The sequence below is a fragment of the Methylobacter sp. BBA5.1 genome (genome assembly GCF_000746145.1).
GTDB classification, from domain to species: domain Bacteria; phylum Pseudomonadota; class Gammaproteobacteria; order Methylococcales; family Methylomonadaceae; genus Methylobacter; species Methylobacter marinus.
In genome coordinates this window covers 128,659-151,095 of sequence record NZ_JQKS01000002.1, presented here as the reverse complement: position 1 = coordinate 151,095, position 22,437 = coordinate 128,659, and the positions used below count along the sequence as shown (strand labels likewise).

At 57.9% G+C, this 22,437-nt stretch carries 17 protein-coding genes; 8 read left to right on the top strand and 9 right to left on the bottom strand.

What is annotated here, in order from left to right; all coding sequences use genetic code 11:
* Position 1: 1 nt before the first annotated feature.
* Positions 2 to 628, top strand: coding sequence for a transposase (locus tag EK22_RS01740; protein WP_036247438.1), 627 nt, complete (start codon positions 2 to 4; stop codon positions 626 to 628).
* Positions 629 to 748: 120 nt separating this feature from the next.
* Here the strand turns inward: EK22_RS01740 and EK22_RS01735 are convergent, their stop codons facing one another.
* The gene (locus tag EK22_RS01735) at positions 749 to 3,448 is read right to left on the bottom strand and encodes a cation-transporting P-type ATPase (protein ID WP_036247435.1); all 2,700 of its coding nucleotides are present in this window, start codon (positions 3,446 to 3,448) and stop codon (positions 749 to 751) included.
* 332 nt (positions 3,449 to 3,780) lie between these two features.
* Between EK22_RS01735 and EK22_RS01730 the strand changes: the two genes are divergently transcribed.
* The gene (locus EK22_RS01730) at positions 3,781 to 5,259 is read left to right on the top strand and encodes an efflux transporter outer membrane subunit (RefSeq protein ID WP_036247433.1); all 1,479 of its coding nucleotides are present in this window, start codon (positions 3,781 to 3,783) and stop codon (positions 5,257 to 5,259) included.
* Positions 5,260 to 5,497: 238 nt separating this feature from the next.
* Positions 5,498 to 6,037 carry a hypothetical protein gene (locus tag EK22_RS01725; protein WP_020158563.1) on the top strand — a complete coding sequence of 180 codons (540 nt, stop codon included), beginning with the start codon at positions 5,498 to 5,500 and terminating at the stop codon, positions 6,035 to 6,037.
* Positions 6,038 to 6,361: 324 nt separating this feature from the next.
* Here EK22_RS01725 and EK22_RS01720 read toward each other — a convergent pair whose 3' ends face one another.
* Positions 6,362 to 7,144, bottom strand: a complete 783-nt coding sequence (locus EK22_RS01720) for a class II glutamine amidotransferase (RefSeq protein ID WP_036247431.1) — start codon at positions 7,142 to 7,144, stop codon at positions 6,362 to 6,364.
* Positions 7,145 to 7,247: 103 nt separating this feature from the next.
* Positions 7,248 to 8,138 carry an EAL domain-containing protein gene (locus EK22_RS01715; protein ID WP_036247624.1) on the bottom strand — a complete coding sequence of 297 codons (891 nt, stop codon included), beginning with the start codon at positions 8,136 to 8,138 and terminating at the stop codon, positions 7,248 to 7,250.
* Between the two features lie 266 nt (positions 8,139 to 8,404).
* On the opposite strand from EK22_RS01715, the gene EK22_RS01710 reads away from it, so the two are divergent.
* Complete coding sequence (locus EK22_RS01710; protein ID WP_020158560.1) at positions 8,405 to 9,304, top strand: LysR substrate-binding domain-containing protein; 900 nt, start codon at positions 8,405 to 8,407, stop codon at positions 9,302 to 9,304.
* 263 nt (positions 9,305 to 9,567) lie between these two features.
* Here the strand turns inward: EK22_RS01710 and EK22_RS01705 are convergent, their stop codons facing one another.
* From EK22_RS01705 to EK22_RS01695, 3 genes are read right to left on the bottom strand one after another with little or no spacing between them, the layout of a single operon-like run.
* Positions 9,568 to 10,794: a hypothetical protein gene (locus EK22_RS01705; protein ID WP_036247429.1), complete on the bottom strand. Its 1,227-nt coding sequence runs from the start codon at positions 10,792 to 10,794 to the stop codon at positions 9,568 to 9,570.
* A complete protein-coding gene (locus EK22_RS01700; protein WP_036247427.1) occupies positions 10,791 to 11,417 on the bottom strand; it encodes a condensin complex protein MksE in 627 nt (208 codons plus the stop codon). The genes EK22_RS01705 and EK22_RS01700 overlap by 4 nt, the downstream gene beginning before the upstream one ends.
* Positions 11,410 to 15,072, bottom strand: a complete 3,663-nt coding sequence (locus EK22_RS01695) for an ATP-binding protein (protein WP_036247425.1) — start codon at positions 15,070 to 15,072, stop codon at positions 11,410 to 11,412. Before EK22_RS01695 ends, EK22_RS01700 begins: the two co-directional genes overlap by 8 nt.
* 296 nt (positions 15,073 to 15,368) lie before the next feature.
* Between EK22_RS01695 and EK22_RS01690 the strand changes: the two genes are divergently transcribed.
* A complete protein-coding gene (locus EK22_RS01690; RefSeq protein WP_036247422.1) occupies positions 15,369 to 15,656 on the top strand; it encodes a Rho-binding antiterminator in 288 nt (95 codons plus the stop codon).
* A gap of 66 nt (positions 15,657 to 15,722) precedes the next feature.
* Here EK22_RS01690 and EK22_RS01685 read toward each other — a convergent pair whose 3' ends face one another.
* Positions 15,723 to 16,589, bottom strand: coding sequence for an aldo/keto reductase family protein (locus EK22_RS01685; protein WP_020158554.1), 867 nt, complete (start codon positions 16,587 to 16,589; stop codon positions 15,723 to 15,725).
* Between the two features lie 132 nt (positions 16,590 to 16,721).
* Positions 16,722 to 17,396 (bottom strand): fructose-6-phosphate aldolase, encoded by a 675-nt coding sequence (locus EK22_RS01680; RefSeq protein ID WP_036247419.1) that lies wholly within the window; start codon positions 17,394 to 17,396, stop codon positions 16,722 to 16,724.
* Positions 17,397 to 17,638: 242 nt separating this feature from the next.
* Between EK22_RS01680 and EK22_RS25495 the strand changes: the two genes are divergently transcribed.
* The 3 genes from EK22_RS25495 (at position 17,639) to EK22_RS01665 (ending at position 20,374) form a co-directional block, all read left to right on the top strand.
* Complete coding sequence (locus tag EK22_RS25495; protein ID WP_036247416.1) at positions 17,639 to 18,145, top strand: septal ring lytic transglycosylase RlpA family protein; 507 nt, start codon at positions 17,639 to 17,641, stop codon at positions 18,143 to 18,145.
* 208 nt (positions 18,146 to 18,353) lie between these two features.
* Entirely contained in the window at positions 18,354 to 18,824 is a 471-nt protein-coding gene (locus EK22_RS01670; protein ID WP_020158551.1) for a hypothetical protein, read from the top strand.
* A gap of 461 nt (positions 18,825 to 19,285) precedes the next feature.
* Positions 19,286 to 20,374, top strand: a complete 1,089-nt coding sequence (locus tag EK22_RS01665; protein ID WP_036247413.1) for an alkene reductase — start codon at positions 19,286 to 19,288, stop codon at positions 20,372 to 20,374.
* 218 nt (positions 20,375 to 20,592) lie between these two features.
* Here EK22_RS01665 and EK22_RS01660 read toward each other — a convergent pair whose 3' ends face one another.
* Positions 20,593 to 21,609 (bottom strand): hypothetical protein, encoded by a 1,017-nt coding sequence (locus EK22_RS01660; RefSeq protein WP_036247410.1) that lies wholly within the window; start codon positions 21,607 to 21,609, stop codon positions 20,593 to 20,595.
* Positions 21,610 to 22,437: the final 828 nt, after the last annotated feature.

Sequence of the window (22,437 nt, the reverse complement as noted above, 5' to 3'; positions counted from 1 at the left end):
AATGGCATTTGATGCCGCCATCCATCATCGCCGTTCCATCCGCGTGCAGGGGTACGATTATTCCCGGGCGGGGGCTTATTTCGTCACCCTGTGTACGCAGAACCGGGAATGCCTGTTCGGGGCGATCGCGGACGGGGAAATGGGATTGAATGAGGCAGGACGGATGATGGAACACTGGTATCTGGAATTGCAGAACAAATATCCGGACATGCAATGCGATGCATGGGTCTGCATGCCGAATCATCTGCATTTTGTCGTCGTCAACACGGGTGAACCGTTGGCCGATGGTGAACGTATTGTAGGGGCGGACCTGCGTGTCCGCCCTGTTTCCGGTGCACGACGGGTTACCGGAGAACCATTGGCCGAGGGTGAACCGTTGGGCAGGGGCGAACACACAGGTTCGCCCCTACCGGCCGTGGTGCAATGGTTCAAGACCATGACGACCAATGCCTATATTCGCGGGGTCAAACACAACGGATGGACGCCGTTTGCCGGCAAATTATGGCAACGCAATTATTGGGAACGCGTCATCCGCAATGAAGAGGAATTGAACCTTATCCGTGAATATATTCACAACAATCCGGCGCAATGGGAATCGGATCGCCTGTACCGGGCGGATGCATCGTAGGGGCGGACCTGCGTGTCCGCCCTGTTTCGGGTGCACGATGGGTTATCGACGAACCGTTGGCCAAGGGTGAACCGTTGGGCAGGGCGAACACACAGGTTCGCCCCTACATATCCGCCCTGTTTAACCAAACAACCGCCTGACCCATTTTTCCAATTCCAGAATCAAAAACAACGCCAGGCTGACGCCGAATATCTCCAGCCCATGCACGAAATCGACCGGCCGCGTGTCGAAAAACCGCTCCATGAACGGCGCGTAGGTGAAGATGGCCTGGAGCGTGATGACCGCCAGAATCGCGATCCATATCGCCCGGGAGCTGAACAGCCGCCTGAACGACAGCGACGACCCGCTCAGATAGCGCACGTTCAGCAGGTAGAACACTTCCAGCATGACCAGCGTGTTGACGGCATAGGTGCGCGCTTCCTCCAGCGTCGAGCCGTGCTGCTGGGTCCACAGGAACATGCCGTAGATGCCGATCAGGAAAAGCACGGACACGAACATGATGCGCCAGACCAGGAATACCGACAGCATGGCTTCATTCCGGCGCCGGGGCGGGCGGCGCATGACGTTGGGCTCAGCCGGCTCGAACGCCAGCGCCATGGCCAGCGCCACGGAACTGACCATGTTCACCCAGAGGATCTGCAGCGGCGTGATCGGCAGCGTCAGGCCGGCCAGCACCGTCGCGATGATGCTGAGCGATTCGCCGCCGTTGACCGGCAGCAGGAACAGAATGGCTTTTTTCAGGTTGTCGTAGACGTTCCGGCCTTCGCGCACGGCCTGCGCGATCGAGGCGAAATTGTCGTCGGCCAGCACCATTTCCGAGGCTTCCTTGGCGGCCTCGGTGCCGGTCCGGCCCATGGCGATGCCGACGTCGGCCCGCTTCAGCGCCGGCGCGTCGTTAACGCCGTCGCCGGTCATGGCCACGACGCTGCCGCCGGCCTGCAGTGCCGTCACCAGGCGCAGCTTGTGCTCCGGCGACGTGCGCGCGAACACGTCGACGCGTGCGGCCACGTCGATCAAGGCCGTGTCGTCTATCTGGGTCAGTTCATGGCCGGTCATGACGTCCTCGGCGTTGGCCAGATGCAGCTGCGCGGCAATCGCGCGGGCCGTGGCCGCATGGTCGCCCGTGATCATCTTGACGCGGATGCCGGCGGCCCGGCAAGCCTTGACGGCTTCGATCGCTTCCTCGCGAGGCGGGTCGATCAGGCCGACCAGGCCCAGCAGGATCAGGCCGTCGTCGAGATCCGAGAAATTCAGCTCGATCTTGTCCGGGTCGACCGGTTTGTAGGCGATACCCAGCACGCGCTGTCCCTGCGAGGCGATCTCCTCGATCGAGGCGGTCCAGTAGTTAGGATTGACTGGCACGTCCGCGTCGTTTTCGCGCTGCAATTGGCACAGTTCGATCAGGCGTTCGGGCGCGCCTTTGACGCTGATAAAGCCGTGACCTTCATGGTCATGATTCAGGGTCGCCATGAACCGGTGCTGGGCGTCGAACGGAATCACGTCGGTGCGCGGATAATGACGCTGTGCTTCGACCGGATCGATATCGCCTTTGATCGCGGCCGCCAGCAGCGCGCTTTCCATCGGATCGCCGTCGGCCACCCACAGGCCGTTTTTCCGGCGCAATGCCGAGTCGTTGCACAAGGCGCCCGTTTGCAGGATCCTGGCGAGAATCGGACGCTGCGCCGACGCAACGCGGTCGCCGCCCGACAGAAATTCGCCGGACGGGTCGTAGCCTACGCCGCTGGTCTCGTACCGTTCGGTCGAGGTCACGACCGAGCGCAACGTCATCTCGTTTCGGGTCAGCGTGCCGGTCTTGTCCGAACAGATAATCGAGACGGCGCCCAGCGTTTCGACCGCGGGCAGGCGGCGGATGATGGCGTTGCGCGAGGCCATGCGCTGCACGCCGATGGCCAGCGTGACGGTCAGGATGGCGGGCAGGCCTTCGGGAATGGCCGCGACCGCCAGACCGACCACGGTCATGAACATCGCGGACGGGTCCTCGCCCTGGACCTGCAGGCCGAACGCGAAGACGCCGCCCGCGATCAGCAGGATCGCCAGGGTCAGCCAGCGCGAAAACACCGCCATCTGTTTCAGCAGCGGCGTGGTCAGTTCCTCGATGCCCGACAGCATGCCGCTGATGCGGCCGATCTCGGTATCGGCGCCGGTTCCGACCACGACGGCCTTGCCGTGCCCGGCCGCGACCAGGGTGCCCGAATAGGCCATGGAAAAGCGGTCGCCGAGATCGGCCTCTTCCTGAACCGGATTCACCGATTTTTCCACCGCGACCGATTCGCCGGTCAGCACGGCCTCCTGTATCTGCAGGCCCTTGGCCGTGATCAGGCGCAGGTCGGCCGGGACTTTGTCGCCCGGTTCGATCATCACGATATCGCCCGGCACCAGATCCTCGGCCGGAATGCCGCTGCGATGGCCGTTGCGGATGACCGTCGCGCGCGGCGCCAGCATGTGCCGGATCGCATCCAGCGCCTTTTCGGCCTTGCCTTCCTGCACGAAGCCGATGATGGCATTGAGCACCACCACGGCGGCGATGACGTAGGTATCGACCCAGTGATCCAGCAGCGCCGTGACGACGCCGGCCGCGATCAGCACATAAATCAACAGGTTATGAAACTGGGCCAGAAAGCGCCTGAGAGGGCCGCGCGTTTTCGGCTGCGGCAGGCGATTGGCGCCGAACTTCAGCAGGCGCATTTGCGCGTCATGATCGGACAGGCCGTCCTGAGCGGTTTCCAGCCGCTCGATAACCTGTTGAGCCGGCAGGCTGTGCCAGTTAATCCGTTCAACTGTTTTGGCGTTTTTACCCATATCGACCTCGTCGCTGTTGTGTTGTGTCTCGTGAAAAACCCCGAACGAGCCCCGGCCGGATATGGCAGAGAGTGCGGCAGGGTTGCTCCAGGTTGCTGATTCTACATGTACATTTTATGGATCATGAAAGCGATGACTTGCCGGGCATTGTGCTGGCGCTCGAATGCACGGCAGTCATAAGCGAGCGTTCGGTTATGGTTCAGTATTCAGTCATAGCCTGACCTTGTATACAATGATTGTCATTAACTTTATTCCATCCGGGACTTTTCCAGCAGGCGCGCGCAGGGCCGGGCGCGCGGCAGTCAGGTCCCCGAATATGCCGGGAGAAAATCATGCGGAACTGGCTGAAATGGCGGCTGTTGACTGTTAGCGTTGGCCTGCCGCTCGCGGCCTGTACGGTCGGGCCCGACTATAAACGCCCCGCCATGCCGGTGCCGGCTGAATTCAAGGAGCTACAGGGCTGGACGCAGGCGCGGCCGCGCGACCATGAAATTGCCGGCGACTGGTGGCAAATCTTCGACGATCCTTACCTGAACGCCCTGGAGCGGCAAGTCGACGTTGCCAACCAGTCCATCGCCCAGGCCGAAGCCCAGTTCAGGCAGGCGCAATCGCTGGTGCAGGGCGCGAAATCCGCCTATTTTCCAGTCGTTTCGGGCACTCTGTCGGCCAATCGCTTTCGCGCGGCCAGCGGCCAGAACGTGGCCGTGTCCGGGGTCAGGAGCCTGTTCAACGGCGTCATCAGCCTCGCCTGGGAACCCGATATCTGGGGCAAGGTCCGCCGGCAGGTGGAAGCCGACGAGGCCAGCGCCCAGGCCAGTGCGGCCAGCCTGCAGGCCGTGCGGCTGCTGATGCAGGCCACGCTGGCGCAGAATTACTTCCAGCTGCGCGCACTGGATGAGCAGGCCCGGCGCTTGAACGACACCGTCGACACCTATGACCGGACGCTGACCATCACCCGGAACCGCTATGCCGCCGGCGTCGCCGCCAGGGCCGACGTGATTCAGGCCGAAACACAGCTGGAGTCGGCCAGGGCGCAGGCCATCGATGTCGGCGTGCTGAGGGCGCAGCTGGAGCACGCCATCGCTGTATTGATGGGCAAAACGCCGGCGGAACTGACCATTCCGGAGGCGGCTTTGGCGGCGAAGATTCCGGCCATTCCGGTCAATATCCCGTCGCAACTGCTGGAGCGCCGGCCCGATATCGCCGAGGCCGAGCGTCTGGCCGCGGCCGCCAATGCCCGGATCGGCGTGGCCAAGGCCGCGTATTTCCCCAGTCTCAATCTGGCCGCGACCAACGGCTACCAGGCCAGCACGTTTTCGAGCCTGCTTAGCAACGCCGCCCGCTATTGGGCACTGGGCCCCGCGGCGCTGGCCCTGCCGCTGTTTGACGGCGGCGCGCGCGGCGCCACCCTGGGCGAGACCATTCACAGCTATGACGCGAGCGTGGCGGCCTATCGCCAGACCGTGCTGCTCGGGTTTCAGGAGGTGGAGGACCAGCTGTCTTCGTTGCGCCTGCTCGAGCAGGAAATCAAGGTGCAGGAGAAAGCCGTCGCGGCCGCGCGCAAGGCCGTCGAGCTGACGACCAACCAATACCGGGCCGGCACCGTCAGCTACCTGGAGGTCATGACCGCCCAGACCGTCTCCCTCGACAATGAAATCACGGCGGTTGATCTGCAAAGCCAGCGCCTGATCGCCGCCGTGCTGCTGGTCAAGGCCCTGGGCGGCGGCTGGAGCACCGCGCGGCTGCCAAGCCGCGACGAGGCCGGCGGCGAGACGGAGTGGTCGCAGTTCTTGCCGGTGCCTGTGAATTGAGGGCTGCTGAAGCGCTGGCGAGCAATAGAAAACGACAGACTGTACCGGCCAGAGCGAGTGCTTTTGGCGGCGCGGTGAAGCGCATCAATCGCAAGCGATGCGCCCCGCGCCGCTGCGTATCTCATGGGGGCGGCGCTGTATACGCATTTTGCATTATTCCTCAGGCGCCAAATATGCACTATAAAGGTGGCGTTACGGTAAGCTATTGACACTCTATTTTTAGGCCGGAAGCAGCGCTATGCACGAATTGGACGGTTCCGAACTCTATCACGCACTTGAATACGCCAGAAGACTGGACGAGGAAGAGGCCGGCGAAATCATAAACCGGTTTCGGCTTGAGCAGCCGGCCCTGTGGCAGGCTGTGTTCAACATCTTTCCGGCCGTTATCGCCGGGCAGAATGAGGAGATGTCGGGCCTGTTCATGGTCTTGTGCTTTGATGTCCTGTGTGTCTTTCAGCAAGCTTTCGGTGCCATGCCTTCCAGGGAAGGCATGGACTTCGAGTGGCTGGAGAAGCAGGCCATACTGCTGGAGGCTGAATTGCAGGCTCTGGTCAAGGAGCGGGACATGAACGAGAAGATCAGGAGCCGCCTGCGGGAGCGTTTCCTGCAACGTTCGGCCCAGGGCAGTCCGCAGCCGGGCCTGGTCAGATTTCTCAATCAAGCCGTCGAGGACTTCGCGGCGGAAAGCCCCGACAGGGCGCCGGCCATTCGGGTGACCCAGACCATGATCTTCATCGTGGTTCAGCTGTTCAGCAATCTTTACAGGCATGTGCCGTAAAGCTAAGGGCAGCGTTATGGAATACGCTGCCGGAGACAAGGTTAACCTGAATATTTCACTATTAAGGAATGGGCATAAAATAACTTCCTCAAGTAGTCGAAGGATTTTCCGGTGCAAGCGCGGATTTATCCGCGCAGTGCGAATACCCTGAAGGGCACAAGTACCCATAGGGCATAAATGAATTCGCACCTACAATTGCCTGATTTATTCCATGTTCATTACTTAGTGAAATCTTTATGTTCAATAAAACAATATTATTAGGTGAGCCTGCCTCATATTGTGATAAGGAAGATTGACCTCGGTATGGCCTGGCAATGGAGTTAGCTAAATGTCCTGTTCGGCAATGCACTCGCCATAATGAAACAGCCGGTAATGGCGTGGGCTTATTGCGCGCCATTGTTCGTCGCGGGTTAACGGCAGCGTGGTGATGACGGTGACGATGTCATGCGGCGTGGTCTCCTGATGGAAATCGATCACGATGTCCTCATCGATCAGCCGCGCCTTGCCGAATGGCGCGCGCCGCGTGATCCAGTGCAGGCTCGTGCTGCAATAGGCCAGCAGATAGCGCCCGTCCGACAGCAGCATATTGCAAATGCCGAAATCGTTTAACCGGCTGCAGAGTTCGCCGGCGTACTGGAACATGGCTTTCATATTGGCCGGTTTGCGCGGGTATTTTTGGTCCAGTTCATTGAGCAGCCAGCAAAAGGCGGCTTCACTGTCCGTGTCGCCGACCGGCCGGTGCTTGCCCGGCATCAGCCGTTCTTCATAGCCCGACAACTGGCCGTTGTGGGCGAAGGTCCAAAAACTGCCCCACTGCTCGCGCGTGAACGGATGCGTGTTTTCCAGCGCTACATGGCCGCGGTTGGCCTGCCGGATATGGCCGATGACGGCGCGGCTCTTGATCGGGACATCCTGCACCAGCCGCGCTATCGGCGATTGGTGGCAGGGCATGGGGTCCTTGAACGTGCGAAAGCCCCTGTCCTCGTAAAACGTGATGCCCCAGCCGTCGCGATGCGGGCCGGTGCGCCCGTCGCGATGCATGAGGCCGGTGAAACTGAAGCAGATGTCGGTGGGGACATTCGCGCTCATACCCAATAATTCACAAATGTCGACTTCTCATAAGATTACGATGGCCGCCGTTTTCAGGCCGTTGCCTTATATTGACAGGTGAACGGTTTTTCAAAAAGCCCGCAGCCGGGAGGCATCTTTTTCAGTAGAGACGGTCATACGCCAGAGCCCTCCCGGCCGGACGGGTTATAGACAATTGTCCGTCCGGAGCCGCTTCATAAAAGTCGCCCTGAACCAGAGCAATCCCTGCCTGAGTGATCAGGTCAGCCTGCTTTTTCCGCTCGACCTGTTGCACGATGGCTTGACCGGCCACTGAATCGGCCAATGCTTTCAGGTTTTCCAGTGCCGGGAGCGCGTTGCCGTCAGTAACGGCGCGCTCCAGTTTCGGCGCGTTAACGCGCAGGTAATCCGGTGCCAGTCTGGAGACCAGGTCTCGCACATTGCGGGCGGCATGGAGCGAGGCGATGTTGAGCGCTATGCAATATCCGCGCTTGCGGTAATTGCTCAGGCCTTCAAGCAGCTGGGCGGGGTGCAGCGAATAGAAGTTGTTGACGGTCATTGAAATCACGATATTGCGCGTGGCCAGTCCGCATTTGACGATGACTTCCTCGAAATAGGCGCCGTGATCGCGCTTGATGCCGAAGATATGGCGCGGGTCCACTTCCAGCAACAGTACGCCGTCGAAATGCGTGACGGGTAGATAGTTCAGCATGTGCACGGTGCGGCACAGTCGGTCGAGATTGATTATGGACTCGAAGTCAACCGGCTGTCTGACCGCGTCGGTCAACAGATTTTCAATCTCGTAGGTGTGCCGGTGCCGGCTTTCATAAGTCGAGACGGAGAGCAGCGCCGCATGGCCGGCAATCCGTTCCGGGTGGTCCGCATGGCGTATCGGCGCGAAAAGACTGCCGATCCGGATCGGTCCGAAAAGACCGCTGACCTTGCCGTCCTCGAGAATAAAAGTCCGGACACGGGACTGATGCTCGTATTCGAACCGGTCATTGAAATATTCCACTAACTGTTGTAACGGCATAAATTTATCTCTAAATAAAGCAGTCCAAAAAAAAGGCGGGCCGCGGCCCGCCCAAATAACATCCATGGCAAGAGGAGGAGCGACTTTATGTTCCTTCATATCAAGTCATAAGCGCTTGGCATGCAGTAAACGGAAAAAACCGTTTGTCTGCTGTTGGAGGCTATCTTAATGCGGCGCTTATTTTTAATAAAACGATAAGATTAGATTGATTTATCTAATAAAGTGATAAACTGCTCCCTATTTTTGCTCTTACGGATTCAGAAGCCATGAATTTAAGTCAGATTGAATTGCTGCAGGTTCTGCAGGAAACCGATTTAAACCTGTCCAAGGCGGCGGAAAAGATGCATGTCGTGCAGTCGGCCGTCAGCCGGCAATTGCAGCTTTTCGAAAGCGAGCTGGGCTCGCCCCTGTTCGAACGCAGGGGCAAAAAACTGATCGGTCTGACGCCGCTCGGCCATCAGGTGATGCGGGAAGTCTTGACGATTCACCAGTCAAAACGGAACATCCGCGCGCTTGCGGCCGATTTCCTGGACAGCAACACCGGCACGTTGCGCATCGCCACCACGCACACGCAGGCGAAATATTTCCTGCCCAATCCGATCCGCCGGTTCCGTGAAAAATACCCCGGCGTCAGAATCTACATGATCCAGGCCTCGCCCGAACAGCTGATCGATCAGCTGCATGCGCATAAGGCCGATGTCGCGGTGTGCACGGAAAAAGTCGATGAAGACGCCGAACTGGTGCTGAAAAAATGCTACGAATGGCACCATGCCGTGGTCATGCCGCAAGACCATGCGCTGAGCGAGGGGGCGCTGACGCTGGAGCGGCTGGCGTCCTTTCCGATCCTGACCTACAGTTTCGGTTTCACGGGCCGTTCGAACATCGAGCACGCCTTCGCGGGCGAGGGACTGACGCTGGATATCATCCTGGCCGCGGCCGACACGGACGTGATCAAGACCTATGTGCGCCAGGGACTGGGCATAGGCCTGATAGCGGGCATGGCCTATGATGCGCAGGCGGACAAGGACCTCATGGCCCGGGATTTATCGCACCTGATCCCGCATTCGACGACCAAGATCGCCTATTTGAAGCAGAATTATCTGCCGGTTTATACGCAGCATTTCATTGCCGAGTTGTTGCAGGCGGCAGGGGAGGTAAGGCGTTAATGAGGTAGGGTCGAATTTATTCGACCCGGGACACTCGGGATATACAGGCAGTGCGAATGAATTCGCACCTACAGCGGCTTCAGCATTGTAGGGTACGCATCGCGTACCTTTTCGAAGCCACGATGAATCAACAGGCTTGAAAAGGTATGCAATGCATACCCTACAAGACTTTGCGACTGATCATGCTGTCGGATCGTATTGTCGTTTCAGCCGGGTTTTGGCGCACCAGATCGCGTATCCAGCGGTACAATTCCTTGTTCATATCAGCGCAACCTGCGCAGGCGGATTTCCGAGATCAGCTGGTTGCCGCTAAAGCCCGACAGCGCCTCGCCCAGCATTTCAATCGCAATGGCCGTGCGCAGGCGCTGGGGCAGGCTGCAATAGTGCGCGAATACGATGTTCAGCCACAAGTCCGGTTCGATGGCCAGGTCGTGCCGCTGCCAGTAGTGCAGGGCCGACACATTGCGTCCCTGTTCCTGCAAGGCCTGCGCGAACAGCGTTTCGGTGTGTTCCTCATAAAGATCGCGCAGGTAGTCGATATGCCCCGTCTCGGCCTGGCTGACCGGCACTGCGGTGCGGTTCATGTCGGCCAAGGGCGTAGGCCGGGTTTGCCGCTTCAGTTCGTGGACGATATCGACGAACCCGGCCTGCAGGGTGACGCGGGTCGTATCGAGGCCGGCTTGCAATTCCAGGCCGGGGCTGCGGTTCAGGATGGCCGGCACGGCCGGTTCATCGGCCCAGTCCAACGGGCTCCATTCGGGATGCTGTTTCAGGAAGCGCGCCATGGCGCGGGTCCGGTTCGCGGTCTGCTCCTGCTGCCGCAATGTGAACAGCAGCGTCTTCATGCGGTCGACGATGCTGGCCAGGCGCCCGACGATGCTTTTGTACTGGTCGACGAAACGGATGATTTTGCGCGACAGCTCAGCCGGCGCGGCCCAGTTTAGCCACTCGTAGCAGGCTTCCAGATTGATGCGGTTGAGTTCCTCGACCAGCTGCTGCGCATAGGCCAGCGCCCGCTCGTTTTCGCGGATCTTGCTGGCCAGCGAGTTGACGAAGCCGAACTGGCTGGTGATGGCCGAGAACATGACGCTGATGCTGTTTTCCAGCAGTTCCAGCGATTCGTAGAGCGTGTCGTCGATCTGTTCCAGATGATAGCGGGCCTCGTCCTGTTCGTTACTGTCCAGCGCGAAGCGGTAGGCGGCGATGTCTTCCTCGATGCTGCGGATCATGCGCGCGATGTCGGTATTCTGCCGGTAGCGCGCGTTGCGCAGCAGCAACCGGTCGATCAGGCGCTTGACGTCGGTGGTGAGCCGGTATTCGTCGGCCTGCTCGGACAGGCGCAGGATGCCGGATTTTTTCAGGCTTTCGATGGCGCCGGCGTTCTCGTCGTCGACAAACACGGCGCCCTGGATATAGGCCTCGGCCAGCAGCTCATCGGAACTGCCGAGCTTTCTGATCAGCGCCGCGACCTGTTCATGATCGAAACTCATTGAAACAGCTCCGCCTGTTCGCCGCGGTCTTCGGATTCATCCAGTTCCAGATCCTCGGCGTCGTTCAGAAACGCGATGACCTGATGCAGGTAATCCATCTTGCCGGTCACCAGATAGGTCGCGCCCTGCGGGTTGGGCTTGACCAGGTAGCCGCTTTGCTCCAGCTTTTGCAGCACCCATAGCAGCTGTTCGGCAACGTTGGTCTTGGCCGTGCGGAAGAACGGCATCTGGGTCAGGCGCGCCATCTGCTCGCACAGCGACGGCTCGGGCTCGATCGTCCTGAGCATCTGATGCAGGCGGATTTCGTCGCGGGCGCGGACCGGCCGGTCAGAACCCATGGCAGTCATGACCAGGTCCATCCATTCGACGACCGGGCGCAGTTGCGAGCGGATGTCCGAGAAGGCTTCGCGGATCTGGCCGCGATTGGTTTCGTCGATGACGGTGTAGCCGGCATAGAACGCCTCGCCGCCGTCCAGCGTGCACAGCGCCCGGTCCAGCGGCGCGAGGTAATCGGCGATTTTTTGAAAATGGTCCGGGTTGCGCAGGTAGCCGTATTCATCGGCATAAGCCGTCGGGCAGATGAATTCGCCGCGCAACAGCGCTTCTACTACGGGCTTAAACATGGGCGGTCTCCCTGTGGGTAATGGGCGCCAGCAGCGCGTCGAGCCTGCTGGCCGGTATCGCGACTTCGTGCAGTTTCTGTCGGTCGATCAGGTAGCGCCGGTCGAACAGGCTCAGCACGTTGCGGTCGGCCGTCGGGCTGGCCGAGATGATGCGGATGTTCTGCCGGCTCAGCATGGCCATCATGGCTTCGATATTCTCGGGCGCCAGATCGCCCAGCTCGTCGATCGGCCAGCAGACCACGGTCTGGCTCTCCCTGCGCAGCATGGACGTGACGCCGGTGAAGAACGTGATCAGCGCCAGATAGGACAGGCCCGTGGAGCTGACGTCTTTCAGCTCCCTGGCGTTGCGGGCCTGCTTGGTATGGCCGTTTTCGGAGATCGTGAATTCGATGTCGAACAGCGACAGATGCCGGATCTTGATGCCATCGGCGGGCAGCAGCGTAGTCAGCGCCGTCATGGCCTCGATCAGGGAGACCGGTATTTCTCTGTCGCCGGTCAGCTCTGCCTGCTCACGGTAGTGGCCGTAATGGTCACCGAACTGTTTCAGGGCATGCCAGTAGTCCAGATCGCTCATTTTCGAGCGCACGGTCACGGTGATCTCGCCTAGGGCCGCAAAATGCTTTTCCTGGCTGACGTGTTTTGACAGCAGGGCGCCGGTCGATTTGATGATGCTTTCAAAATTGCGCAGATGCCGGTAGAAGGCATCGACGTCTATGGCATGCAACTCGATCTGCTGGCTGGTCGCCTGCTTGACGTTGGCGACCATTTTCAGCACGTCCTTCAGCGGCTGCTCGATCTCCAAGCCGTCGCGGGCATGCTCTGCCGCGGCTTCCAGCGCCTGATTCCAGGCTTCGGCCAGCTGGCTGCGCTGATGCGTATTGAACAGATGGACGATAGCCTGTCGGCCGTTCAGCAGCGTCTTTTCCAGGCTCCGGCGTTGCTGGATTAAGCCTTGGGCCAGTTTCTGCAAGCTATCGGGCGCGTAATCGGGCAGCGCTTCGTCGATGACCGGCGGGTGGTTTTCGAGCTGGCTGATGGTGTTGTCGAGTTGCGCCAGCAGGCTCTGTGTTTTCTGCAGCGCCTGCTCCTGCTGGTGGATCAGGCTGTTGAGCCGCTCCCTGCCGGCTTTGAAATCACGCTCCATTTGCGCGATTTCATCCTGCAGCAAGGCCAGTTGCTGTTGGCACTCGCCGCGTTGCCGGCACAATCCGGCATGCTGCTGCCATTGCTTGTCCAGCCACAGTTGGTAATGTTCGGCCTGTTCCTGAAACTTTCTGGCCTGTTTCTCTTTGGTTTTCAATTCTTCCAGCTGGCGGCTCAGGTCAATGATCGTGTCGTCGGCGCCGCTTTCCTTGAGATCGGCCTGCAGGCGGGCCTGGATGCGCTTTTGCTCGGTCTGATAGCCGTCTTTTTCCTGTTTGATCAGGGCCTGTATGGCCTGAAGCCTGTTTTGGGCATCGGATTCGATGATGGCCCGTCGGGCCAGATGCTCCTGATGCAGCTGGGTTTGACCGGCGCGGCTTTCTTCGGCGATGGTTTGAAGATCTCTGTCGCAGCGCTTGATTTCGGCCTGCAGAACGTCGATGGTGTGCTGTATATGGGCGCGCGCTTTTTCGATTTCGGCCTTGGCCTGATGATTCAGCCCCTGCTCCTGCTCGTTCAGCGTTTCCTCCTGCTGGCGCGCGCGTTGCGTATGGTGTTCGGCTTTCTGCTGGTCCTGCCGGCTTTGTTCCAGTGTCGCGGATGCCGCGTTCAGGTTGGCTTCCGTGCGCTCGATGTCAGCTTGGGCCTCCTCGATCTTTTTAAACAGGGCCTGCTCTTCGGCCTGCAGGGCTGCCTTGGTGGTTTCCAGCTCGCGGCCGGCCAGCGCTTCAAGATCCAGGCTGAGTCCGTAAAAGCTGGGCTCGACGCCGGGCATGACGGTTGGGTTCAGGCCCTTGTGCTCCAGCAAGTCGGGCGCGATGACGCGGCCGATGGTCTGCTGCCAGCCCTCGACTTCCTGTTCCAGAAAATGCTGCAGCGAGCCTTCGGCCGGCTGCAGCCGCTTCAGACAGGTTTCATGCTGCTGCTGGTACTGCCGCAGCTGCGCTTTTTTGTTCTTTAACCGGGTTTCGATGTCGTGAAAGGCTTCGCGCGCGGCGTAATAGGCCTTGTCGGCGGCCTGCTGCCCGTCCACGGCCTGCCGGATGGCCTGGCGTATCTCGGCCAGTTCCTGCCGGGTTTTTTCGATCTGCTGGGCCAGCGCTTCGGGCATGGGCACGTGCTGGCGCTCGCTCTGCTTGACGGCGCAATCCGTCGTCAATTGCGACTTTTGCTCTTTGAGCGGCTGTGTGCGGGCCTCGCTGTCCTTGACTAACTGCTCCTTGCGCTGCTGGTACTGGGCTTCGGCTTCCGTCAGTTTTTTCTCTCTGTCCAGCGCTTCCGTGGCGCGCTGGTTTTCGAATGCTTGCAGCTGATGGGTATGTTGGTGCTTCAGTTCCGTCAGCTGGTGTTCGTAAATCGCCTTGATGTCTTTGGTTTTGCTTTCCAGCGCCTCGATTTCCTCATTTTTCAGCGTTTGCTGTTCGAGGTACTGACCGAGCAGCGCGCCCTTGATCGCGAAGGTTTCGGCATCCTGCTGTTCGTACTGCTGCTTTTTGTCTTCCAGCGCATTGATCTGGTAATCAAGATCCTTGATCTGTCCATTCAGCTGCCGCGAGGCCTCGTTTTTGGGTTCCAGATGTCGGTCAAAATCCAGTTTCAGCTGCTGGAGCTGGGCTTTGGCTTCATTGATCCGCTCAATGCCTTTTTCCTGTTCGGCTTGAGCCGATTTCTGGCTGTTGCGCGCCAGAAAATGGATGTGCGACAGCTCATTATTGGTATCTTTCAGCTTTTCCGCAGCCTGCAGCAGTGCGTCGAAATAATCGCGCCTGGCTTCCAGCGCTCGCGCGGCGTTGATGTCGGCCAGCCAGGCATCGATGTGGCTTTTGCTGAGCTGGAACGGGTTGCGGCGCTGTTCCTGATCGAGCAGGTTCTGGCTGAGCCTGTCGCGCGAGATGTCGACCAGCATCTGCTTGATGACTTCGAAATCGCCGATTTTCTCGATCACGGCGCCGATGACCTTTTCCATGTGCGTGACCGGCGAGGACGCCATCGAAAACCGCCGCTGCAGCGTGCGAATCCATTTCTTGCCCGAGTTATGGTGATGCTGGATGACGCTGCAGTAGTCGTCGACGCCCATGACGCGGGACGTCTCGACCGGCCCGTTGCGTTTGTACTGCCGTTCGACGGCGGCGCTGTCGCGCGGCAGCTGGTTCTCGTCGACATAGCAGTCGCGGTCGTAAGGCGCGTCGATGAACTTGTAGCGCGCGGTGCGCCCGTCGCTCTGCACCATGACGTGGCAGACCTGCCCGAACGGGCGCTGGTATTCATAGACCAGATAGCTGCTGGCGCGCGGCAGGTAATGGTCGACGAAGCTTTTTTTGCTGCCCGTGCCGGCGACGATGTTGCTGGGCCGCTCGCCCCAGAACAGCTGCATCAGGCGCAGAAAGGTAGTCTTGCCGGCGCCGTTGGTGCCGCTCAGGTTGGTGTGGCCGTCCACGTTCAGCAGCATGGTCTGCCCGGCCCAAAAGCTGTCGATCAGGACAATGCTTTTTAGTTGATAGGTTGTCGACATGGGTGTCCTTGAATTATTGAAGCGTAACTGGCTGATAACAATCGGGAAATGAACAATGCGTATGGGGAGAATCCAGTCGTCCGGCTTCGGCCGGTAGCGGGTATAGTCTGAAAATCGTGCTATTTTAGCATTTCCGATGCCTGCATGAACCTCGGATTTAAGCGCGGCGGTTATTGGGTTGGGAGGAACTGCAAGAGCCGGTGTGGGTCTTTGATGTGCCAACTCTATAAAAACAGGCGGCTTCCGTTAGTTTGTGAGCCGCTCAAAATTGTGTTGTTTTATTGAAGGAGTTCACCATGAGCGAAAACATAATCCCCTGCGATCTGCATGACTATATCGAAGTGGCTTGCCTGTACGGCTATGAAGTCAAGCTGAAACTGAAGGACGACCAGGTCCTGACCGGCAAGGCGATCAATGTGGTGACATCCGAGGACAAGCACGAATATCTGATTATCGATAACGGACAGAAGCTGCAGGTGGATCTGGCTCAGCTGGAGTACCTGCATGTGTTGACGCCAAACGCCAAATTCCAGGATATCTCATTCGTGGATATGCCGAAAAACGGCCAGTTTACGGCCCATTGATCCGGTTTTAGCATCAATGAGCCAGAATGTGGGGTGTGAGAGGGCTCAGGCTACGCGGGCAGCGGTTTAAAACGCGATGTTCTCAATCATTTCCATATCGGCATCATTGAGCTCGAAGTCATAAACTTCCAGGTCCTCTTCCATGTGACGCTGGCTGGTCGTTCCGGTCAGCGGGATCATGCCCCGCTGCATCGCGAACCGGAACACGACCTGCGGCACGGAGCAGCTCAGCCTTTCCGCAATCCGATGAACTTCCGGCCGGCTTAGCTCGGTCGCGTTGGCCGTCAGCAGCGAGAAGCCCTGATAGCGTATGTCATGGGCCTGGCAGAGTTCGCGGATCCTGACATCCCATTGGGTGCGCGCGAAGCACCGGTTCTGTACGAAGGCGGGCATGATCTCGGTTTTGTCGATGAGCAGCTTCAATTGGTCGAAACCGACATTGGAAACGCCGATCAGCTTCACTGAACCGGCTTTCTGCAGTGTCTGCAGGGCCCGCCACACTTCCCAGTCGGCCGCGTTCAGGCCGTGATTCACGGACGGGCCGTGCAGCAGGTACGAGTCCAGATAGGTTGTGTCCAGATGCGTCAGCGAGCTTTCGAATGATTGCATGACCTGCGTGGTGTAGTCCGCTTTCGGATCATAGGGCAGGCGATGATCCTGGCTGTTCAAGTAGGTGAATTTCGATTGCAGGAACAGATCGCCGCGCTCCAGGCCTGTTTCGATCAAGGCATGCCGGGCGCCTTCGCCGACGCCGGCTTCGTAATAGTGCATGCGCTGGTTGGCGGTGTCGATGCCGCGAAAGCCGGCAATGATTGCCTGTTGCGTCAAGGTTTCGGTCTGAGCCTCCTTCCAGGCCGTTCCGTACAGAAGCGTCGGAACCCTGACGCCTCTATGCGTGACATAACGGTTGATCTTGCGGGAACTGTCTGACATGCCGGCCTCCTGATGCTCTGCGCACTGGTTCGTGGATTGGATAGTAACTAAAGAGCGCGGACCGGGCAAGGAGTTCCTGCGGCGCCTTAAAACTTGCGGGACTCGGGCAGGCCTGTGGGGGCAAGTCCGGATTCAGCTCTCGAATGACAGCTTGTTGCCGAACACGCCCTGCCAGTCCTGGGTAAACCGGTCCACGGCCGGCTGGACTGCCGGATGGGCAAACATCTGCGCCGCGACGTCAACCGGCAGCGTGATCGCGGCGACGCCCGACTTCAACACCTCCACGACCTGTTGGGTGTTCTTGAAACTGGCCGGCAGGATCTTGCTGTCCAGGCCATGCCGGTCGAGCAGCAACTGCAGATCGGCCACGGCGCCGGCGCCATCGGCACCCATGGCATCGATGCGGTTGACGTACGGCGCGAGGTAGTCGGCACCGCACAAGGCCGCCAGAAAGCCTTGCTGCGCGCTGTAAATGGCCGTCGCCAGCACGGGGATGTTGTCGGCTTTCATTTTCCGGATCGCGGCAAGTCCGATCTCCGTTGCCGGAACCTTGACGACGATATCATAAGGCAGCGCACGAATTTGCGCGGCTTCCGCAACCATGTCGTCGACCGTCTGGCTGACCACCTGGACATGAAACCGGGTATAAGGGCCGATGATCATCGACACGGCGGGTAACAGTTGACTCAGCCCTGTATCTGCCTGGGCCAGTATCGACGGATTTGTGGTTATGCCTTTCACGGGCAGGCAGGCGCTAAACCGCGCCACTTGCCCGACATCGGCCGTATCGAGATATAATTCAATCATTTTTTTTCATCCTGCTTGGTTCGAATGGGAATTCTAACGGAGGTTTTCCGGGAAGGGAAAATAATCGGGCTAACGCGAGGCAAATTGCCAGGCAATTGCGTAATGTTGGCTTTCCAACAGATTTTCTGATGGCCGTTTTCGCCTGCCGCCGGCCTGAACAGGGCCGGTCTTGAACTGTCTTTAAGATTAATTTAAGGTTAGCCGGGCTAGAATTCGCCCATCTTCACAAAAATCATTGTTTTATGAATAAACTCATTCGAGTCGTTTCTTTTTTTGTTCTATGCGCTTTTTTCGCTCAGCCATTTTCGACGGCTGAAGCCATTGAACGCCGCGCGGCGACCGCCGTTTCCAAACACAAGGCGGTAAAAAACCGTAAAGCCGGCCACATCACTCCATCGGCAAGAGAAGCCAGGCGCAGCATGGTTTCATGGTACGGCGCCGATTTTCACGGCAAAAGAACCGCCAGCGGCCAAAAATTCGACATGTATGCCATGACCGCCGCGCATAAAACATTGCCCCTGTTATCCTACGCCAAAGTCACCAACCCCAAGAATAACCGCAGCGTTATTGTGCGCATCAATGACAGAGGCGCTTTCCCCGGCAAAAGGGAGATGGATTTGTCCTATGCGGCCGCCAAAAAACTCGGCATTCACAATCAAGGCATCGGCTCTGTGGTCATCACGCCGATAAGCCGCGATCAAGCCTTGGCGGAAATGCGCCATGGCGGCAAGGCGGATAAGCGCGGTTAGATTGTGATCAAAGTTTAAAGATGTGGCCGACCGGAGGGGGCGGTGTTTGTACCCGCCTCATAACCTGATTATGAGTTTTAATACCAATCGCGTAACACGAAAATTAAAAATATCTGAGCACGCTGCAGCACCCGTATGATCCAGCCTGGCGATGACTTCTTCGTTCGCAAGCGTTATAAGGTCCGTGTAAAACACCGATTAAACCTGTATGATGATGAAACTTGGAAAGTATCTGCTTTTCAAATATTTATTTCCGGACCTCTATCCGGCAATTACATCAAAGGTTTTAAATATTATGAATATCATCAAAAAAACAGCACTGACTTTTATTGTCGCGATTTTCCTCGGTACAAGCAGCGTTACCGTTTTCGCCGAAGAAGCGGCGACGGAAGAAGTGACAACGGAAGAAGCAACCAGTAGTTCAGCGGCGAGCATCAATGAAACTATTGCGCATGTTGAAAAAGCGTTAGAAGCGGTAAACGCAAGCGATTTTGCTGCCGCCCATTTACATTTAAAATCAGCGCGTGCCTCTTCCGATAATATTGTCGGGGATGACGCCGTCGTAAAAAAGGCCAATGGAAGCGTTATTCAAGGACAAATACAATCCAAACGCGGTAATGTCAAAAAAGCAGCTGACGAATTAAATAAGGCGTTAGAGTTGTATAAATCGCTGTTATAAGGATGCCTTTAAAGCTCAAGGCCAGACTTGGTCTTGATGTCTTTTGATATTTCTTTAACTTAAAGCTTCGGAGTTCAAGAAATAGATATTGCCTGTAAATCATGGACAGCTAACCGTCAGATCGGTAAAAAATGAACTCCGAAGCTTTAATAATGGCTACAGGGTGCAACGCGCGGGTTAGGCTGAAACTGCGGTGCAGCCCAACCAATCCAGGCATTAAGGAGCGCAACGCTACGTTGAGCCGGAAATTCAATACCGGATTAAAAACGCGCCGATCTTTGAAATCCGCATATTCCTGGCTGTAATTTTTGATTTTGTTCTAGGCCGATTCCATCTCAGGGTAAATAATCGCTTAATGCTAAGCCGCCCCTCCCTCTATCCGACCTGGCCTATTGCGCATATCATCGTCATGTCCATTTGGGCTAGAATAGCCCCTCTTGCCATCCCACGAGGTTATTGCCATGTCTGAAGCCTTAACGATTCTGTCTCCTGTCAAGCTTGGCCCTTACGACTTGCCTAATCGGCTGGTCATGGCGCCATTGACGCGTTGCCGTGCCGACAGCGGCGGCGTTCCCAACGCGTTGATGGTGGAATATTACCGGCAGCGTGCCGGTGCCGGCCTGATCATCAGCGAAGGCGCGCCGGTTTCGCCGCAAGGCAAGGGCTATCCGTACACGCCCGGCATTTATAACGATGCCCAGATTCAGGGCTGGCAGGCCATTACTTCGGCCGTGCATGAACGCGGCGGCCGTATTTTCCTGCAATTGTGGCATGTCGGGCGCATTTCCCACCCGGCGCTGCAGCCGGATGGCGCGCTGCCGGTCGCGCCGTCGGCGCTGAAGCCGGCCGGGCAGGTATTGACCGAGCAGGGACTGTTCGATTTTGTCACGCCGCGCGCGCTGGAACTGGCGGAAATACCGATGATCATCGAGCAGTTCCGCCATGCCGCCGATTGCGCCCGTCAGGCCGGATTCGACGGCGTGGAAATCCACGGCGCCAACGGCTATCTGCTCGACCAGTTCCTGCGCGACGGCACGAACCGGCGCGCCGATGCCTACGGCGGCGCCACCGCCAACCGTGCGCGCCTGCTGCTTGAGGTTGTCGAAGCCGTCGCGTCGGTCTGGGGTTCCGATAAGGTCGGCGTGCGGCTGTCGCCGCTGCAGCCGTTCAACGATATTCGCGACAGCGACCCCCAGGCCACTTTCGGCTATGTGGCCGAACAGCTGAATCGCTTCAACCTGGCCTACCTGCATATCACGGAGATGGGCAAGGAGGCGCCCGGTGCGGCAGGCCCCGCGTTTAACCTCGATGAATTGAGACCGTTATATAACGGCACCTATATCACCAACGCCGGTTACACGGCTGAAACGGCGACGGCGGCGATTGCCGAAAACCGTGCCGACCTGGTCGCTTTCGGCAAGCTGTTCATCGCCAATCCGGATCTGCCCGAGCGCTTCGCCAGAAACGCGCCGCTGAACGAGCCCGATGCCGACACGTTTTACCAGGGCGGGACGCAAGGCTATACCGACTATCCTTTCTTGTCCGACTGAAATACAGGATGGAACCGAGCCCGACAGTTCCTGCCCCGATGGCGCGGCACTGAACAGTAATCAAGCCGGAGGCATCAAATCCAGGGCATTGGCCGCAGATCTTCGAGCGGCTGGGCAAGCAGTTCCCGGGTCCCCGCATCGGCTTTGGCGAACCCGGCACCGTCAGGGAGTCGAAAAAAGATGAATATATCTCCGCCATTATTCAAAATCGATCGGCATCAGGCCTTGGTTTTCGCTTTTCCCACAAAACGGTCGATGGCGTCAGGGACAAGTTTTTCCGCGAACCCGGCAAAAAACGACATGACCAGCAATTTGGAAAAATCCTGAAGGCTGTCCATTTGCAGACAGGCAAAAAAACCGGTGATGTTATGGGTGCATTCGCGTTCAGGGTCCTTTGTGACCTTGGGCAGCACACTATCGAGAATCTGGGCGTTAAAGAGGAGTTTTAGCGTTTCGGATTCCCATAAGACCACAAACAGCAGGGCAAAAAGCGCGCCGGAAAAAAGCGCGGCGAGGCCGTCGAAATAGCTGCTGCGAAGCTGCAGGAACGCCATATACATTTCGCTTTGAATGCGCAGCACCGCCATGCGCCGCTGAAAGCTGATATAGGCGCCGAAGGCGCCGAAGCAGATGACGGAAAACACTAAAAAATAGGCGCTATACGGATTGGCCGGGTCGGGATTATTGGCGCCGGGGCCGGAGATCGCCAGCAGATGGGCCAGAATCGCGACAAACACATAGGTTACCAGCAGGCTGGCCCGCGATCTGATCTTGTGACCTTTAGTCGCTACCGCATAGGTCCAGTAAAGCTGATGGGTCAGATAAATAGCTTGCTCACGCAACACATCATCGCCCGGATTGTTGTCGCCAAGCTCCGCCACCGCTTGCTCGTAGGCAAGATAACGGTCGGTGTCCGTGATTGATCTGAACTGGACGCGCAAATGCTGTTCCTTCAAGACCAGATTGGGCTTTTTGAGTTGTTTGATGATGGCAATCTCGAGCAGGCACAGATCGTCCCAGCCGATATATTCATTGGCCTTATAGGCTTTGATCATCCTGCCGATTTCCGATGGCGAATTCTCATTTTCGGTCCCGCCGCTGACGTAATACTCGGACAGGAGATGCCTGAACTTGCTGCTGCGGTAGCTGAATATCGACGGCCCCCATATGCCGATAAACAGCCATCTCGCGACCGCGGACAGCTTTTTAAAGGCAGTCTTTAATTCTTCATTCATTTCTATATCCCCCCACAAAAATTTATAGTTATAACTGATGCTACGCAGACAATTGACTCAGGCGCCGGCAGGGGCGGACTCGGTTAAAAACTTCCTCCGCCATTCCTTCAGGCTAAGGCCGTCCTTGTGGGAGCGATGCCTTTATGCCCTTCGGGTATACATCGCGACTTGCCGGGTGGTATTGAATCGCGATGTAGGCATCGCTCCCACTACTGCGGTTGCCCCCATTTAAAAACCCGGCCGGTCAGCCCATGTTCGAAGCTGCGGACGGCATGAGCCTCTGCCTGTGCGTAACGTCAGGTTATAAGCCAGGCAAGAGCGGCGCAAGAGCACAACCACATGCGAGGATCGCTTGAATCCCGCCGGATCAATGGCTTTCCTGAGTGCCTGGCAATTGATTCTAGTACTTAGGTAGGTGCGGATTTATTTATGCCCTATGGGTACTTGTGCCCTAGAGGGTATCCGCACAGTGCGAATAAATTCGCACCTACAGTTTAACCGTCATAATTAAATTGGCTAAGTACTGGTACTGTACCGTTTATAGGCCAGACGCGGCCGGTTGACAATAAAAATATGCAGCCGGATTTTTCCGGCATCAAGATGCGTCACTGGCGCCGTCTGAAAGCCGCGCGGTACCCGATTGCGGTATAACCCCGCGGAATATCGAACCGGTCGGGACCGGCATTTTCCGCCCAAACCGGGCCTGAGATAGGGCCTTAATAGTTGTCGGATTTGTTGCGGAGGGCTGGCGCCAGGGGCGGGCATTTTTCATTGACAATATGGGACACCCTAGGTAGTATCCGGAAAAGTCTAACAGCTCACCTGATA